Here is a 15,589-nt window from a genome sequence, read left to right on the forward strand (position 1 = left end):
CACCGGGCACTTTAAAGAGCTACTGGCTTTTGCTTGAAAGTCGCCCCATTAACAAAAAGGGTATCTGGCCATGTTCAAACAGCCTAAGTACCGTCAGGCAGGTCTCATCGTCTTTGCGATTACCGTGGTGCTGATTCTGCCCAATCTCACGCGCCTGGTTAATTAACCGGGCTTGGCAATTCCCGTCTGACATTCGACCGCTAAGCGCAATATGCTAGGGTGATTCTCACCGTTCAGTTGAGAGACGCCATGCGTATTCTTTGTGCTTTTGCCCTCATGTTTTTCAGCCTGATGACTCAGGCCAGCGATACTCAGCTAAACGCCGCACTTGAGGCGCTCAAAGCCCCGCAAACAGTCCTGATAGATGTGCGCACCCAGCCTGAATTCGCGGCGGGCTCAATTGCCGGCGCCACACGCATCGGCCACGAGCAGATTGCCCAACAAATAGGCCAACTGAGCCCGGACAAAGACACCCCGATTGTTCTCTATTGCCGCAGCGGCGCACGCTCAGGCATTGCGCAAAACACCCTGCAAGCCATGGGCTATCGCAATGTGATCAATGCCGGCGGTTATGAAGCGCTGGCCAAGGCGCTGGAGACACAGCCATGACGCGCCTGCTCGGGGTATTCCTTGCTGCTTTGCTGTTCAGCGCCACCAGCCACAGCGCGCAGCTCAGTGTGCAAACCAATATCGGCACCCAGCACTGGTCGAGTGAACAATTGCTTGCCCATCCGCAGGTGCAGACTGTCAGCATCCCGGCCGATGTCAGCTACAAGAAACCCATGCAGTACCGTGCTGTGCCGCTCAAGGCACTGCTGGGTGAACTGCAACCGCACGATCATTTACAGGCGATCGCACTCGACGGCTTTGCTGCCGAATTACCGATGCCGGTTATTCTAGGCAACACAGCAGCACAAGCCTGGCTGGCGGTGGAAGACCCTAAAGATCCGTGGCCTGCACTGGCTGCGGGAAAGCCAAGTGCCGGGCCGTTTTATCTGGTCTGGCTGAACCCCGAAGCCAGCGGCATTGGCGCGGAACAGTGGCCGTTTCAAATTGCCAGCTTGCGCCAGCAAACCTCTGTAGCGCAGCGTTACCCTGCGCTGGTACCGGGTGAGGATGCGAGCACACAGGTTGAACGTGGATTTGTCCAGTTTCAGAAAAACTGCCTGGCCTGCCACCGTCTCAACGGCGCTGGCGATGCGCAGTTCGGGCCCGATCTGAACGTGCCGCACAACCCCACCGAGTATCTGGCCGGGGATTTTCTAAAGTCCTACATCCGTGACCCGCAGAGCCTGCGCCGCTGGCCACAAGGCAAGATGCCCGGATTCGACAGCCGCGCCATCAGCGATGAGCAACTCATCGACCTGATCGCCTATCTGGCGCACATGGTGCAGCACAAGGTTCAGCTGCCCTAGCCACTACAAGCCATAGCAGTTGCTCGGTTCGGGCAATTCAGTGAGGGCTTTGCTCAGCTCCGAGCTCCAGCGCTGGCGAATCAGGTTGTAGTACTCATCATCTTCTTCAACCCTAAAGCCTGCCGGAATATTCAGGCTGTCACTGTGATACACCAACACATCCAGCGGCATGCCCACCGACAAGTTGCTGCGCAGGGTCGAGTCGAACGAGATCAAGGCGCAGCGCAGCGCATCCTGCAAGCTGCTGAAGCAGTCCAGCGAGCGATCCAGTATCGGCTTGCCGTATTTGCTCTCGCCAATCTGGAAGTAAGGCGTGTCTTCGGTGGCGGCAATAAAGTTGCCTTGCGGGTAGATATTGTAAAGCTCAGGCGCCCCACCCTGAATCTGCCCGCCGAGCAAGAACGAGCAGCTCATGTCCACGCCTTTGGCCAGCACGCCCTGCATATCACGCTCGAGCACTTCGCGCATGGTGTCACTCACCAAAGTGGTCGCAGCAAATAGGCTGCTCACGCTGTTCAGGTTGACCCAGTCCGTGTTGAGCCGCTGCTGCAACAAGCTGATGACCGCCTGCGAGGTGGCCAGATTGCCAGCCGACTGCAGGACAATCAGCCGCTCGCCTGCCACACCAAATACATGCAGCTTGCGAAAGGTCGCGATATGGTCGATACCGGCATTGGTGCGGGTATCCGAGATGAACACCAGTCCGGCTGTGAGTTTGGCTGCCACGCAATAGGTCATGATTAATCCCTTAAAAAGACAAAACGCTCAGACCAGACAAGCCGGGCTGAGCGCGTGTTGAGGCTACAAAGTGGTTACTGTTCTTGAACCATGGGCGTCGATGCAACTTCGACCCGGGCACGCATTTGCTCGATACCGCCACCGCGCCGCATGCCGCGTACCGGACAGGCATCCAGATAGTCCAGCCCGACCGCCAACTTCAAGTGACGCGACGGTTTATCCAGGCAGTTGGTGACGTCAAAACTGTACCAGGCATCATCCAGCCAGGCCTCGGCCCATGCATGGCTGGCCAGATGATCACTGCTGTCTGTGTACAGGTAACCCGAGACATAACGCGCCGGAATCCCCAACGCGCGTGCACAGGCAAGAAACGCATGCGCATGGTCCTGGCACACCCCTTGGCGGCCGGCGAAGGCTTGCGCCGCGCTGGTCTCAATCGCCGTAGTGCCCGGCACATATTCAATATGCGAATTGAGCGCGTGCATCAGGTCGATCAGAGCACTGCGGTCACGTCGGTCGTGACACTGCTTGAGGCTGAATTCGCGCAATGCATCATCCGCCTCGGTTAATTGGGTGAAGCGCAAGAATGGATAAGCTGAAAGCGCTTCGTGTTCGGCTTCAAGGGTCTCGTTGATTTCGACCACGCCCTGCGCGCCGATTACAATCGACTCGTGCGGCTCGTCCATGGTCAGCACATGCAGAATATTGCCGTACGGGTCGACCTGCGCACGCACCGGCCGCGGCAGATTCAGCTGCCAGTTGAGCACTTGCTGGCGTTCACTGTCGTGCGGGGTCATGCGTAAATACTGGATGCTTGCCCGCACCTGATCTTCATAGTGATAGGTCGTGTCGTGGCTGATAGAAAGTCTCATGCAACCTCCAGATAGGACGCTTGAATGGTTTGGCCCAATTCGCGGACCACCTGGATAAAATCCGTCAGCCAGGTATGCAACCCTTCTTCAAGCACTTCATCAATGACGGTGTATTGCAGCCGCGCGAGCAATTCGGCGGCCAGACGTTGTGCAGGCCGGCCGTTGTCACCCGGCAAGCCACTGAGCATCAGATTCAACTCGTCTACACAGGCTCGTAGTGAGCGCGGAAGTTCTGGGCGTAACAGCAATAACTCGGACACCCGTCTCGAGTTGGGTGAGCCCCGATAGATTTCGGCAAAGGCTTCGAACGATGACAACGCCCGAAGCAAAGCGGTCCATTGGTAATAGCTGCGGGCCGGTCGCCCGTCAATTTCGTCGATGTCCTCGCCCAGCAATTCATAGCGCGCATCGAGCAAACGCAAGGTGTTGTCGGCGCGCTCGATAAAGGTGCCCAGACGAATGAACCGGTACGGCTCGCCCCGCATGATGGTGCCGAACGTAGCGCCACGGAACAGGTGCGAGCGCTGCTTGACCCACTCACAGAAGTGGCTGATACCGTAACGGCCAAGCCCCTGTTCGGAGATGCCGCGAATCTCCAGCCAGGTTGAGTTGATGTTCTCCCACATGTCTGCCGTGATGCGCCCGCGCACTGCATGCGCGTTGGTACGGGCAGCTTGCAGGCAACAATAGATACTCGCCGGGTTCTGCGGATCGAGAGCGAAAAAGGTCAGCATGCGTTCGGCATGCATCTGTCCGTACTTTTCCAGGTACTCGTCCAGCGTGCCCGTAATCAGCAACGGCATGGCCAATTCATCGAGGCCATGTTTGCTGCCGTCTTGTGGCATCAGCGACAGTGAATAACTGACATCGAGCATTCGTGCGAGGTTTTCAGCACGTTCCAGATAACGCGACATCCAGTACAAATCCGAGGCAGTTCGACTCAACATAATCAGCCCATGCTCACAGTAATGTGCCAACGCGGAGGCCTGCAGCCAAAACGGTGCAGAACGTGGTGTGATCAATGCCTGGCATAAACCCTCCTTGTTGTCTTGTTGATAGCCCGCAATGCAGTCTGCGCATTGCCCTTGTTCTAGTCCTCGACGACCCAGGTATCCTTGGTGCCACCGCCTTGCGATGAGTTAACGACCAAGGAGCCCTCACGCAGCGCCACGCGCGTCAAACCGCCCGGCACCAGCCGGGTTTCGCGGCCAGACAATACAAATGGGCGCAAGTCGATATGCCGCGGTGCAATGCCCTGTTCAACAAAGGTTGGACAGGTCGAAAGGCACAAGGTTGGCTGAGCGATGTAAGCATGGGGCTTGGCGATCAGGCGGGCGCGGAACGCCTCGATCTCAGCCTTGCTGGCAGCCGGGCCCACCAACATGCCATAGCCACCCGAGCCTTGAGTTTCCTTGACCACCAACTCACTCAGATTAGCCAGCACATGTGACAGATCAGCCGGTTTACGGCACTGCCAGGTCGGCACGTTCTTGAGAATCGGCTCTTCAGTGAGATAGAAACGTATCATTTCATCGACGTAGGGATAGATCGATTTATCGTCCGCCACCCCGGTGCCAATGGCGTTGGCCAGCACCACATTGCCCGAGCGATAGGTCGAAAGCAGCCCGGGTACGCCAAGCATTGAATCCGGATTGAATGCCAGCGGATCAAGGAAGGCATCATCGAGGCGGCGGTAAATCACATCGACCTGCTTGGGACCTGAAGTGGTGCGCATGAACAGTTTGTCATCACGCACATACAGGTCCGCGCCTTCGACCAACTCGACACCCATCTCACGCGCCAGAAACGCATGCTCAAAATAGGCACTGTTGAAGCGCCCCGGCGTAAGCACCACCACGGTCGGATTGTCGAGCGGTGATGAGGCGCGCAGCGTGTCGAGCAACAGGCTCGGGTAATGATCAATGGGTGCTACCCGCTGCGCCGCGAACAACTCGGGAAACAGGCGCATCATCATCTTGCGGTCTTCGAGCATGTAGCTCACACCGCTGGGCGTGCGCAGGTTGTCTTCGAGGACGTAATAGCTGCCGTCGCCATCGCGCACCAGATCGACACCGGCAATGTGCGCGTAGGTATTGCGATGCAGATCGAGCCCCTGCATGGCCAACTGGTAACAGTCGTTCGCCAGCACCTGCTCGGCTGGAATCACACCGGCCTTGATGATTCTCTGATCGTGATAGAGATCGGTGAGGAACATGTTCAATGCCTGAACACGCTGGATACAGCCTCGCTCGACCACGGCCCATTCACTGGCTGGGATACTGCGCGGGATGATGTCGAATGGGATCAGCCGTTCGGTGCCCTGATCATCGCCGTAAAGCGTGAAGGTAATCCCAGCACGGTGGAATAACAGGTCGGCTTCACGGCGGCGCTGCGCCAGCAGATCTTGCGGGGTTTCGGCTAACCAGCGGGTGAAGTCACGATAATGTGAACGGCACTCACCATTGGCCATATACATTTCGTCATAAAAGCTGCGGGCCATGCTCTGCTCCTTGTCACCCGATTGATGTGGAGCATTGCAAGGCCTGAGCCAGTCTGATTAATTGTTATTAATCAATTAGTTATAGCCCACGAAAAACAGAGCCGCACCAAAACAGCCCACGTGAACTGCGCCCAGCAAAGCCAATGCTCCAAACCAAAGCACATTTTGCGCAGAAGGTTTGCATCAAGGTGTTACTTGTACGCGCCAGCCACTTTTGCAGCAACAAACCACTCGTTAGGTTCATGCAAGTTTCATAATTGGCGCCAACACCCACGAAGAGCATAGCTGGGTGTTGCATCACGACTGACCGACCTGATGTTTGGGAGCATTGCGCTCAGCGTTGTTGCAGACAGTTCTGATTGGGCAAATGGGCAGGCCCGGGCACGCACAAACCCGAGCCGTTGCCGTACAGATCAAGCCGCCATCATGGCCAGCCAATGCCGGTAAAAACCCTCGGCGGTGCGATTGAGATCACGCACGCGTTGCTGAAGATTGCTCAGCATCGTGTCCAGCGATTGCTGGCTCGGCTCGGATGGATCAAGCAAGTGCGACCAGTCGCCCAGCCATTGGCGGACGAGCTCCTCGGTCATTTCAGGGTGACCTTGCAGCGCCAGAATCTTATCGCCCCAGGCAAATGCCTGATTCTCACACCACGGGTTACGCAGCAGAGGCTGCGCGCCGTCAGGGAGCATGAAGGTGTCGCCATGCCATTGGAAAATATCAAACTGCTCTGGCAGATGACTCAACCACGGGCTCTGCGCCGCCGTGGGCGTACGCTCAAGGGTTTGCCAGCCGCTCTCGGTGTAGGGCATTTTGTGGATCTGCGCGCCGAGCGCCTTGGCTAGCAACTGGCCGCCAAGACAATGGCCGATCATGGGTATGTCGCGTCGGATAAAGTGCTGCAACGCAGCGACTTCGGTTTGCAGCCACGGCAACGGATCATTAACGCTCATGGGCCCGCCCATGATGGCGACCGCCTTGGGCCGGTCGAGGTCAAGACCGTCGAGCTCACCCAGATCAACACGCAACACGCTGAAATCCAGCTGCGCCTCATCCAGCACCCGGGCAAGGTGGCCAGGGTGGCAATAATCAATGTGGGTCAGAATTACTATATCGGTCATAACAGCCTCCTGCGCCAAGTTTGCGGCATGCAGGCGGTGCGGTCGAGCATTCGGTGATACACCGGCTGGCCAGTAACCAGCCGGTGTGGTGACGCGGATGTCACTGAATCAAGGGTTTAGACGCTTGAGCTCCTGCGTCACACCCCAGCCTTCAAGTTTACCTCCCTGCGGAATTACCAGCGCTTCAAGGTCTTGTTCAAAGTCACCAATACCGTGGTATGTCGCAAACATCACCTTGCTTACTTGCAGGTGCCAGGCACCGTCTTCTCGCACGGTAATCTGGGTGTTGCATGACTCTCCACGAAAGTTTTTAGCCACTGTGCGGGCCCGCTCCTCATCCGGGAAAATGGCGTAGAACTCGATTGGGTGAAAGGCCGAAAAATCAAAACCGCCCTCTTTCATCCGCTGCAGTACATTGCTGCTGACATCATCATGCATGGCTGTGCTCATGAAACGACCCCCTCAGGCGATGGACGAAATTAACGCTGTTCCAAAGCAACCGCACATCTAGCTGCGGTGTCGCGACACCCAAACAGGTGGCGCCCGAGAATCAAGCAAGGATCTACTTGATGTGTCATAAGCCAGGCTTGGAATCAAACCCGGACAACGCGCACGAATTCATGACAAACAATCCAGTGGCGTCTATTCCATCCTAGCGCCAACTTGTACAGCTTGCATAGCCTCCTGATAACAAGCAGCAAAACCCCGCTGTGCGGCGCTACAGCCGACTATCAATCACGCCCGAGCCAGCGCATGACCAGCCGCGTGAGCCAGACAGGACTAACTTGCCCGGACCAATAGAGCAACTTGAACTGCAGGCTGACCGGCCGGTGCAACCGCGGTTGATGCGCCTGTTGCCAGCAGGCTTCGGCAATATCCTCTGCTGCCAGATTAACCCCGAGGCGTTTGAGGACAGGTGGTGAAAACGTCTGGCTGGTCACCATCGGCGTGTTAACGAACGGCGGCATCAGGTCGCCAACGCTGATCCCGTAGCGCTCCCACTCCAGATTCAGCGCTTCGGTAAGCCCGCGCACGGCAAACTTTGAAGCCGAGTACGTGGCCATGTGCTGCACGCCATAGAGCCCAGAAGCAGAGCCCATATTGATCACCTGGGCATCGCTGGTTTGCTTCAGGTACGCAAACGCAGCGTGAGTCATGTTGATCACACCCTGCACGTTGATCTGCAACAACTGCGAATGCGCGGCCGGTTCGATCTCGGCGAAATAGCCAAAGCGTAAAATCCCCGCGCAGTTGAAAAGCAGACGCAACTGGCCGTCGTGGGCCTCGGCAAAAAGCTTTACTGCATCTTCTACAGCCGCAAGGTCGGTTACATCCAAAGGCTGATGCCAGGCGCCGTTAAGCTCGGCAGCTAACTGGCTTAACGCCGCTTCGTTGACATCCAGCAGACCGACCTTCCAGCCGCGCTTGTGAAAGATTCGCGCCGTGGCGGCGCCAATGCCCGAAGCCGCCCCGGTGATCAGAATATTGTTCATCAGCAACCTCGTGATTTCAGAAACGCAGTGGCCCGCTCCAAGGCAAAATCAGAGACTTCCAACACGCCTGCGTAAACCTGAAACACGTGCCAAAGCCCTGGATAACGTTCCAGCTCCACCTTCACACCTGCGCGTTCCGCCTGCTCTGCAAGGCGCACGCTGTCATTGAGCAGCGCCTCATCTTCGCCAACCTGAATCAGCATGGGTGCCAGGCCCTGGAGATCGGCATAAACCGGCGACAGCTCAGGGCTCTCGAGCGCCACTTCCATCGGGCAGTAGAGTTGCGCCGATTGCTGCAGCCACGCCGGATGCAACATCGGGTCACCGCCTTCTGGCGTGTGGTGCTGCAATCCCGTGTAGTCGGTCAGCGGCGAAAAGCACACCAGCGCCGCTGGCTGCTGCAACCCCAACTCGCGCAGTCTCAGCGCCAGCACCAGGCTCAGGTTGCCACCGGCCGAATCACCGGCCACCACGATTTGCTCGGGGCCGTAGCCTTGAGCCAGCAACGCCTGATAAGCCGCCAGCGCATCATCGCGCGCGGCCGGAAACGGGTGTTCCGGTGCCATGCGATAGTCCAGCGCGCAAACCTCGATCTGGCCAAGACGTGCCAATGTCGTGCAGATGGAACGGTGGCTACGCGGGCTACCCACCAGGTAAGCGCCGCCATGCAGATAGAGCATCACGCTGCCGTTCGGCACCGAAGGCCGATACCACTCGCAAGGACGGCCGGCAATGTTACGCAGCGTGCGCGTGCCATCGAGCTTGGCCAGATTGATTGCGGTTAGCAGATTGATCGTGCTGCGCTGAATTGCGATGGGCACTGGCGGGCGCATAACGCTGCGAAAGCAAACTTTGAGCGCGAACCGCAAACAGCGACGCAGGGTCGGCTGAGTGACGGCCGGGGCTGAAAACTCAGCGTACGCATTCATAATCGGTCAGCTCCATCTTCCGTGTCAGTTGCCGGTAACTGAAGGTGTAACCCGGCCAGTTATTGGTATGTTTGCCCGCAGCGCTGATGTACCAACTGGTACAGCCCTGATCCCACACCGTATGTTTGATCGCGCGCTGAACGCCGCTGTTGTAGTTCGTCTCGACTGCTGGCTTGAGATTGACGTAACGCAGTTGCTTTGACTGAAGCTGTTTGATTGCGCTGAGCACATAACGGTACTGGCTTTCGAGCATGTAAATGATCGAGTTATGGCCCAGATTGGTGTTCGGCCCGTAGAGCATGAAGAAATTCGGGAACCCGCTGACACTGATGCCTTTGTACGCTTGCGCGCCCTCTTGCCACGCCTGATTGAGCGACACGCCATCGAGCCCGGTAATCTGCATGGGCGCGAGAAACTCAGAGGTCTTGAAACCTGTGCCGTAGATCAGCACATCGCAGGCATGTTCCTGGCCATCCTGAGTGACGATGCCGCGCTCACTGACGTGACTGATGGCCTGATTAACCAGCGTGACGTTGTTCTGCGCCAGCGCCGGGTAGTAGTCATTGCTGATCAGAACCCGCTTGCAGCCCATGGGGTAATCTGGCGTTAAAGCAGCGCGTTTGGCCGGATCGCGGATGGCCTTGTTGAGGTTCTGCACAAAGCGGTAACGCATGGGCTTCATCAAGCTCGGCATGCTGATAAACGCCAGGCCACGCGCTTCGTGATGGATGTATTTGAGGCCACGGTCAATCTTCTGCAGCCAGGGCATCTGTTTGACCAGCTCCAATTCCCATGCGCGGTACAGCCGGTCAGGTTTGCTGATTACATAAGCTGCCGAGCGTTGAAACAAGGTGAGGTGCTCAACCTGCGGCTGGATACGCGGAACAAATTGGATCGCCGAGGCCCCCGTGCCAATCACCCCTACGCGCTTGCCGTGCAGATCCAGATCATGGCGCCAGCAGGCCGAGTGAAAGGCCGGGCCTTTAAATGCATCGATGCCCGCAAGTTTTGGGTACATGGGCCGGCTCAATTGCCCGCAGGCACTCACCAGCACCGTCGCACTCAGTTGCTCGCCATCCGCCAGGTTCACGCGCCACTCACCTGCGCTCGCGTCGAAGGCGGCGCTCACCACTTCGGCATTGAAGCGAATCGACTCAGTCAACTTGTACTTGGCTACACAGTGCTGCAAATAACCGAGTATTTGCGCTTGCGGCGCGAACTTGCGTGACCAGTCGAGCTTGGGCTCGAACGAAAACGAGTAGAGATGCGAAGGCACATCACAGGCAGCGCCCGGATAAGAATTCTCACGCCAGGTGCCACCCACACCGCTGGCCTTTTCAAGCAATATAAAATCGTCGATACCCGCCTGCTTGAGTTTGATGGCCAGACCAACGCCGCCAAACCCTGTGCCAATGATGAGTACGCGATGGGATTTATTATTCATTATTAACTCCCTGAAACACTCGCCAACAATAGCCCGATGCTACGCAAATGGCTTATTCAGGGTTATCGCACAGCTGACTTTAAAATTGTTATTTTCGGTCAAAGCATCGGCTAAATAGGCAAGAATGCCACCTCGTGCTTTGCAACCGCATGTCGTGCCAGCCTGAAAACCGAAAACCTGTGAACTAGGCTTAAAGGTGCTGGGGACTCTTAGCTGGCATCTGCGTACAGGCGCCAATGCGCCCTTTAGCAGCAGCCAGCCTCGATACAGCGAGGTAATTATCATGACAACCTTACAGTGCACTCACCGCGATCACCTGATTCAGGCAGAAGTGATGGAGCATCCGGGCATTCCAACGCCCTGGGCTGGCGGCTGTCGCATCACCCTGCCCAACGGCCAGGTCACCCGACGGCTGCCCTTGCCCATGCAGCAGGCTTTTCTCGATGAGCTGGATAAAGCTCAACATGCCTCGATCGCCCACGGTAAATGGCTGGTCGACCAGCATCTGGATAACGGCCTGAGCCTGATGGATTCGGCGCAGCAGCACAAAAGTGCGGCCTGAACGGGCAACTCAGCGCCTGCAGGTTTAACAAGGCGCGGCAAACTAGGTATGCATTGCTGCAGCGAACGCTGCGAGTCGCGGCGCGAGCTTTGTACTGAGCAAAAGCCGGTCGGCGGGGTATTGGCAGGATTTTCACGCAATACCGGGTAGCCGCAGCTACCCGGTGTTTAGCGTTTACTGTTGCAGGTGATGCGCGTCCTTAACCCCGGTGGTGTTATCCAGCAGGCTCTTGGTTGCGGTCTGCAGGAAGGCTTCGAGGTCCTTCTTCAACAGCGGATCAATGTCGACGTGCAGACGCTCAGCGCTTGGGTTGGCACCCAGCTGATAGTCGTACAGGCGCGACTCGAATCCTTTCGGCTGAATCAGAATGCGCTCAGGCGTAACGATTGCCACGGTCTGCTCGCCACCCGATGGCTTGATCACACCAATACCATGATCGCCTTCTGGCAGGTTGAGCAAGTCGCGGCCCCAGCACTGGTGGCGCACTTCGCCGCCAAGACGGCCCATGATGGTCGGCACGATGTCTATCTGGGTGCCCACCGAATGGTTGACCTTGCCGAACTTGTCCTGAATGCCTGGGGCAATCAACAGCAAAGGCACGTTGAAGCGGAACAGGTCCATTTCGGTCAGTTGCTCGTCGCTACCAAATCCGTGGTCACCGACAATCACGAACAGCGTGTCTTTGTAGTACTTCGACTTACGCGCTTTTTCAAAGAACTGGCCCAACGCCCAGTCGGCATAACGCATGGCAGTCAGGTGCTCGTCTACCGAGCCATGCCCGGTGACTGGCTCGACCGGCAGGTCTTTTGGCAATGCGTATGGGGTGTGGTTGGACAGGGTTTGCAGCAAGGCATAGAACGGCTTGTCCTTGCCGGCAAAGTTCTCTTCCAGCTCTTTGGCGCCGCGGTCGAACATGTCCTGATCGGATACGCCCCACGTTGGGTCCATGTACACCGGATCGACGAAATCTTCGCGGCCAACAAAGTTGGTCATGCCCTGATTACTGAAGAAGCCCGACTGGTTATCCCACTGGAAGTTACCGTTGTAGACATACAGATTGTCGTAGCCACGGGCGCTCAACAACTGCGGCAAGCCGGAGAACTGGTGCGAGCCTTCCGGGGTACGCATCAAGTATTCAAATGCCGGCAGGTTCGGGAAACACGCCATGGTCGCAAACATGCCCTGATGAGTATGCGTGCCATTGGAGAAGAACCGGTCGAAGAGCAAACCTTCACTGGCCAGCTTGTCGAAGTTCGGGGTGATATCGCCCGGTGCGCCCAAGGCGCCGACAAAATGCCCGGCGAAGCTTTCCATCAGAATCACCACCACGTTACGTACCGGCAATGTACCGTCTGCAGGCGGGGTGAAATCGCGGCGGATCGCGGCTGTATCGGCATCGACAAGTTTGTCGTGCGGGGTCAGCAGCATTTTGCGTACCGCTTCCAACGCTTCGGCATCGGACATGGTCGACTTCCAGGCGTTATCGCGGTGCGACGACATGCTCGCCGAAGCGGCGGATGCCAGCGTCAGCGTGCCGTTAAGGCCCAGCTGATTGGCGAACATCGAATCAGTGGTGTAGGCATCACCCCAGCGCAGCGGCGGGCCCTGGCGCAAATGACCGCGTGCGGCAATCACCGCAATCAGCAAACAAACAATAAACACCGAGGTGCGCCAGTACCAGGCCGGGCCATTGCTCGGGCTCGATTGCAGCACGGCCTTGGGCCGGCTGAGCAGATCCAGGCCTTTGAACATTTTCGCCAGCAGCCAGGTCGCAATGGCCCAGCAGATCAGATAACGACCCACCGGATAGCCATTCCACAGCATGCTCAGAACGGTATGAACATCTTCTTCGAAGTACTGAAATACCAGGCTGTTGAGACGTTGGTGGAACTCGCGGTAGAAGTCCAGCTCGGTGATCCCGAGAAACAGGGTGATGCTCGCAAACGCAGTCAGCCAGGCCCGATGGAAGCCCCGTGCGGCCATGGCCCGAACACTCAGCAGCGACAGCAGCAAAGGCACCAGCGCGTAGACCACCAGCCGCAGGTCGAAACGGAAACCGTTGTAAAACGCCTCGACAAAGGTCGAGACCGTGTCGTTGCCGATCAGCTCGCGGTTATAGACCAACAGTGCAACACGTAATAACGCATACATCACCAGCAGCGCGACAGCACTTAACAGGGTGAACGTAAGATGACTCTTGATCGTGGGTGTGAAGCGCTTCGAAGGCGTTTTCTTATGGTCTTGCACACTGGCCATTGACTGATAATCCGTTAGTAAGGGCAATAGGGTGTCGGTCACTCAACCTGAACGCGTCAACAACGCCCCTTTCAGGGATGCTGTGGCATCTGGGTGAGCGGCGAAGCAATCGGAAATCTTAAAGCAACAAAACTCAACAAAGTGTGAAATCTGACATCAGACAACGACTTTTGAGAAGCCCGAATACAACTCAAGGGCCGTGCGGCCCTTGAGTTGTATTGCATCGATTCAGTCGTTGCTCGGCTTATTGACAGCCTGCAGAACATACTGCGGCAGCGCAAAAGCGCCACTGTGAATTGCTGGGTTGTAATAGCGCGTTACAATTCCACTCCCTGCAAAGCGCGCGCACAGGGTTTCCTGCGACAGCTTGCGGTATTCGGCATCGGTACTGCCCCAGGCAAATGTCATGCTGCCACCGATGTAAGTCGGCACCGCTGCCATATAGAAATGCCAGTCGGCAAACAGGCCGTGCATGCGCGATGCAGTGGTTTGCACCTCGCTCAACTGCATGAACGGCGTACCGTTTTGGGTCACCAGAATCCCGCCATCATTCAGGCAGCGACGGCAGGCCTGATAGAAGTTCTCGGAGAACAACACTTCGCCCGGGCCAATCGGATCGGTCGAGTCGGAGATGATCACGTCGAACTTCTCGGTGGTGTTGGCCACGAAACGCATGCCGTCATCAATCACCAGATTCAGGCGTGGGTCCTCATACGCGCCACTTGAATGGTTCGGCAGGAACTCCTTGCACATATCGACCACAGTGCCATCGATCTCAACCATGGTGATGTGCTCAACCGTTGCGTGCTTGCACACTTCGCGCAGCATGCCGCCGTCACCACCACCGATGATCAACACGCGCTTGGCTGAGCCATGAGCCAGAATCGGCACGTGGGTGAGCATTTCGTGATAGATGAACTCATCCGCTTCGGTGGTCTGGATTACGCCATCAAGCGCCATTACCCGGCCCATGCGTGCGTTCTCGAAAATCACCAGATGCTGGTGTTCGGTACGCACTTCGTGCAGCAACTTATCCATACGAAAGCGTTGACCGTAACCTTCGTAAAGCGTCTCTTGGTAATCGCTCATGACAGTGCTCCTATTAGCAATGAGTTGAACGCGGAATTCCCGCCTGTCCTGTAACCTCGATGCGCCCGCTTGTGGCAGACGCCTTAAAAATTTTGATGGCCATGAGGCTAACAAATTCAACCACGGCCAATCGATAAGGCTGCGCATTCTACGTGGCAGCGGGTTACAGGTCGAACCTTCTCAACAGCACGCCAGCACTCAATGGCAGCTAAATGCACAATGAATGTTTGAAAGTCATTTCAGCCCTGACAATTGCGCCGTGTGCGGGTAATGTCAGCGCATGGAAAACGATCAATTCACCGAGCTTGTTCTGCCCTATCAGGCGCCGTGGCAATGGCAGCAATTCCATAGCCATTTTGCCCTGCGCGCCCTCAAAGGCATCGAATCCCTGCAAGCCAACCGGTACAGCCGCAGCTTCCATATCGACGGTACTGACGGCTGGTTTTCAGTGGCGCCATCTGCAGAAGCACCTGCACTGATTCTTCGGGTGAGTCCGGGGAGCGAAGCCTGTTTACCGGCGCTGACCCAGCGCGTTCGCAAGATGTTCGACCTTGATGCAAACCCTGCACTGATCAATCAGCACTTGAGTGCCGACACCACGCTAGCGCCGCTATTGGCGCGCAATCCCGGATTGCGCCTGCCCACCGCATTTGATCCGTTCGAGCAGGCCGTGCGCGCCATAGTCGGTCAGCAGGTTACGGTGAAAGCGGCGGTGACCGTAACCGGTCGCCTGGTCGAGCGTTTAGGCAGACCGTTATCCGGGCCATCAACGCCAGGCGTCGAGCGTTTGTTTCCAACGGCCGCAGCAATTGCTGCTGCAGACTTGCAGGGCATTGGCATGCCGGGCAAGCGTGTTGAAACCTTGCAGAACTTTGCCCGCGAGATTGCCAGTGGAAACCTGCAATTGAGCATGCAAATGGGCTATCAGGCGCTGGTCGAGCGCCTTTGCGCCCTCCCCGGTATTGGCCCGTGGACTGCGGAATACATAGCGTTGCGCGCGTTTGGCGAACCGGATGCATTTCCGGACAGCGATCTCGGCCTGCTCAAGGCGCCGGTGTGGGGGAATGATGGCATCAAGGCCAAACAGCTCAAATTGTTGGCAGAGGCCTGGCGGCCGTGGCGTGCTTATGCCGCAGCGCATCTTTGGGAAAATTACTCAGGAGCATAAGT

At 57.0% G+C, this 15,589-nt stretch carries 15 protein-coding genes; 4 read left to right on the forward strand and 11 right to left on the reverse strand.

The features are described 5' to 3' along the window. Window positions 1-249 precede the first annotated feature (249 nt). The gene (locus BM395_RS00105) at window positions 250-609 is read left to right on the forward strand and encodes a rhodanese-like domain-containing protein (RefSeq protein ID WP_090508474.1); all 360 of its coding nucleotides are present in this window, start codon (window positions 250-252) and stop codon (window positions 607-609) included. Further along, window positions 606-1,415 carry a cytochrome c gene (locus BM395_RS00110; protein WP_090508475.1) on the forward strand — a complete coding sequence of 270 codons (810 nt, stop codon included), beginning with the start codon at window positions 606-608 and terminating at the stop codon, window positions 1,413-1,415. The genes BM395_RS00105 and BM395_RS00110 overlap by 4 nt, the downstream gene beginning before the upstream one ends. A 3-nt stretch (window positions 1,416-1,418) precedes the next feature. Here BM395_RS00110 and BM395_RS00115 read toward each other — a convergent pair whose 3' ends face one another. The 9 genes from BM395_RS00115 to BM395_RS00155 all read right to left on the reverse strand — a co-directional run bounded on the left by BM395_RS00115 (window position 1,419) and on the right by BM395_RS00155 (window position 10,512). Continuing rightward, window positions 1,419-2,153, reverse strand: coding sequence for a proteasome-type protease (locus BM395_RS00115; protein WP_090508476.1), 735 nt, complete (start codon window positions 2,151-2,153; stop codon window positions 1,419-1,421). A 74-nt stretch (window positions 2,154-2,227) separates the two neighbouring features. Then, window positions 2,228-3,025: a transglutaminase family protein gene (locus BM395_RS00120; RefSeq protein ID WP_069898622.1), complete on the reverse strand. Its 798-nt coding sequence runs from the start codon at window positions 3,023-3,025 to the stop codon at window positions 2,228-2,230. Next, window positions 3,022-3,972, reverse strand: coding sequence for an alpha-E domain-containing protein (locus BM395_RS00125; protein ID WP_069899675.1), 951 nt, complete (start codon window positions 3,970-3,972; stop codon window positions 3,022-3,024). The genes BM395_RS00120 and BM395_RS00125 overlap by 4 nt, the downstream gene beginning before the upstream one ends. 143 nt (window positions 3,973-4,115) lie before the next feature. Then, entirely contained in the window at window positions 4,116-5,525 is a 1,410-nt protein-coding gene (locus BM395_RS00130; RefSeq protein WP_090508477.1) for a circularly permuted type 2 ATP-grasp protein, read from the reverse strand. Between the two features lie 413 nt (window positions 5,526-5,938). Further along, window positions 5,939-6,646, reverse strand: a complete 708-nt coding sequence (locus tag BM395_RS00135; RefSeq protein ID WP_090508478.1) for a type 1 glutamine amidotransferase — start codon at window positions 6,644-6,646, stop codon at window positions 5,939-5,941. Window positions 6,647-6,754: 108 nt separating this feature from the next. Further along, window positions 6,755-7,096 carry a ribonuclease E inhibitor RraB gene (locus BM395_RS00140; RefSeq protein ID WP_069898628.1) on the reverse strand — a complete coding sequence of 114 codons (342 nt, stop codon included), beginning with the start codon at window positions 7,094-7,096 and terminating at the stop codon, window positions 6,755-6,757. A 281-nt stretch (window positions 7,097-7,377) separates the two neighbouring features. Next, window positions 7,378-8,139: an SDR family oxidoreductase gene (locus BM395_RS00145; protein WP_090508479.1), complete on the reverse strand. Its 762-nt coding sequence runs from the start codon at window positions 8,137-8,139 to the stop codon at window positions 7,378-7,380. Beyond that, window positions 8,139-9,068: an alpha/beta hydrolase gene (locus BM395_RS00150; protein ID WP_090508480.1), complete on the reverse strand. Its 930-nt coding sequence runs from the start codon at window positions 9,066-9,068 to the stop codon at window positions 8,139-8,141. Before BM395_RS00150 ends, BM395_RS00145 begins: the two co-directional genes overlap by 1 nt. Continuing rightward, window positions 9,052-10,512: a flavin-containing monooxygenase gene (locus BM395_RS00155; protein ID WP_090508481.1), complete on the reverse strand. Its 1,461-nt coding sequence runs from the start codon at window positions 10,510-10,512 to the stop codon at window positions 9,052-9,054. Before BM395_RS00155 ends, BM395_RS00150 begins: the two co-directional genes overlap by 17 nt. Window positions 10,513-10,795: 283 nt before the next feature. On the opposite strand from BM395_RS00155, the gene BM395_RS00160 reads away from it, so the two are divergent. Beyond that, window positions 10,796-11,074 carry a hypothetical protein gene (locus BM395_RS00160; protein ID WP_090508482.1) on the forward strand — a complete coding sequence of 93 codons (279 nt, stop codon included), beginning with the start codon at window positions 10,796-10,798 and terminating at the stop codon, window positions 11,072-11,074. Window positions 11,075-11,248: 174 nt separating this feature from the next. Here BM395_RS00160 and BM395_RS00165 read toward each other — a convergent pair whose 3' ends face one another. Both BM395_RS00165 and speE read right to left on the reverse strand, forming a co-directional pair. Beyond that, on the reverse strand, window positions 11,249-13,330 hold the full coding sequence (locus BM395_RS00165; RefSeq protein ID WP_090508483.1) for an LTA synthase family protein: 2,082 nt from the start codon (window positions 13,328-13,330) through the stop codon (window positions 11,249-11,251). Between the two features lie 228 nt (window positions 13,331-13,558). Further along, the gene (gene speE / locus BM395_RS00170) at window positions 13,559-14,419 is read right to left on the reverse strand and encodes a polyamine aminopropyltransferase (protein ID WP_069898640.1); all 861 of its coding nucleotides are present in this window, start codon (window positions 14,417-14,419) and stop codon (window positions 13,559-13,561) included. Window positions 14,420-14,699: 280 nt separating this feature from the next. Between speE and BM395_RS00175 the strand changes: the two genes are divergently transcribed. Then, window positions 14,700-15,587, forward strand: coding sequence for a DNA-3-methyladenine glycosylase family protein (locus BM395_RS00175; RefSeq protein ID WP_090508484.1), 888 nt, complete (start codon window positions 14,700-14,702; stop codon window positions 15,585-15,587). Window positions 15,588-15,589 lie beyond the last annotated feature (2 nt).

The organism is Pseudomonas marincola (genome assembly GCF_900116605.1).
GTDB classification, from domain to species: Bacteria; Pseudomonadota; Gammaproteobacteria; order Pseudomonadales; family Pseudomonadaceae; genus Aquipseudomonas; species Aquipseudomonas marincola.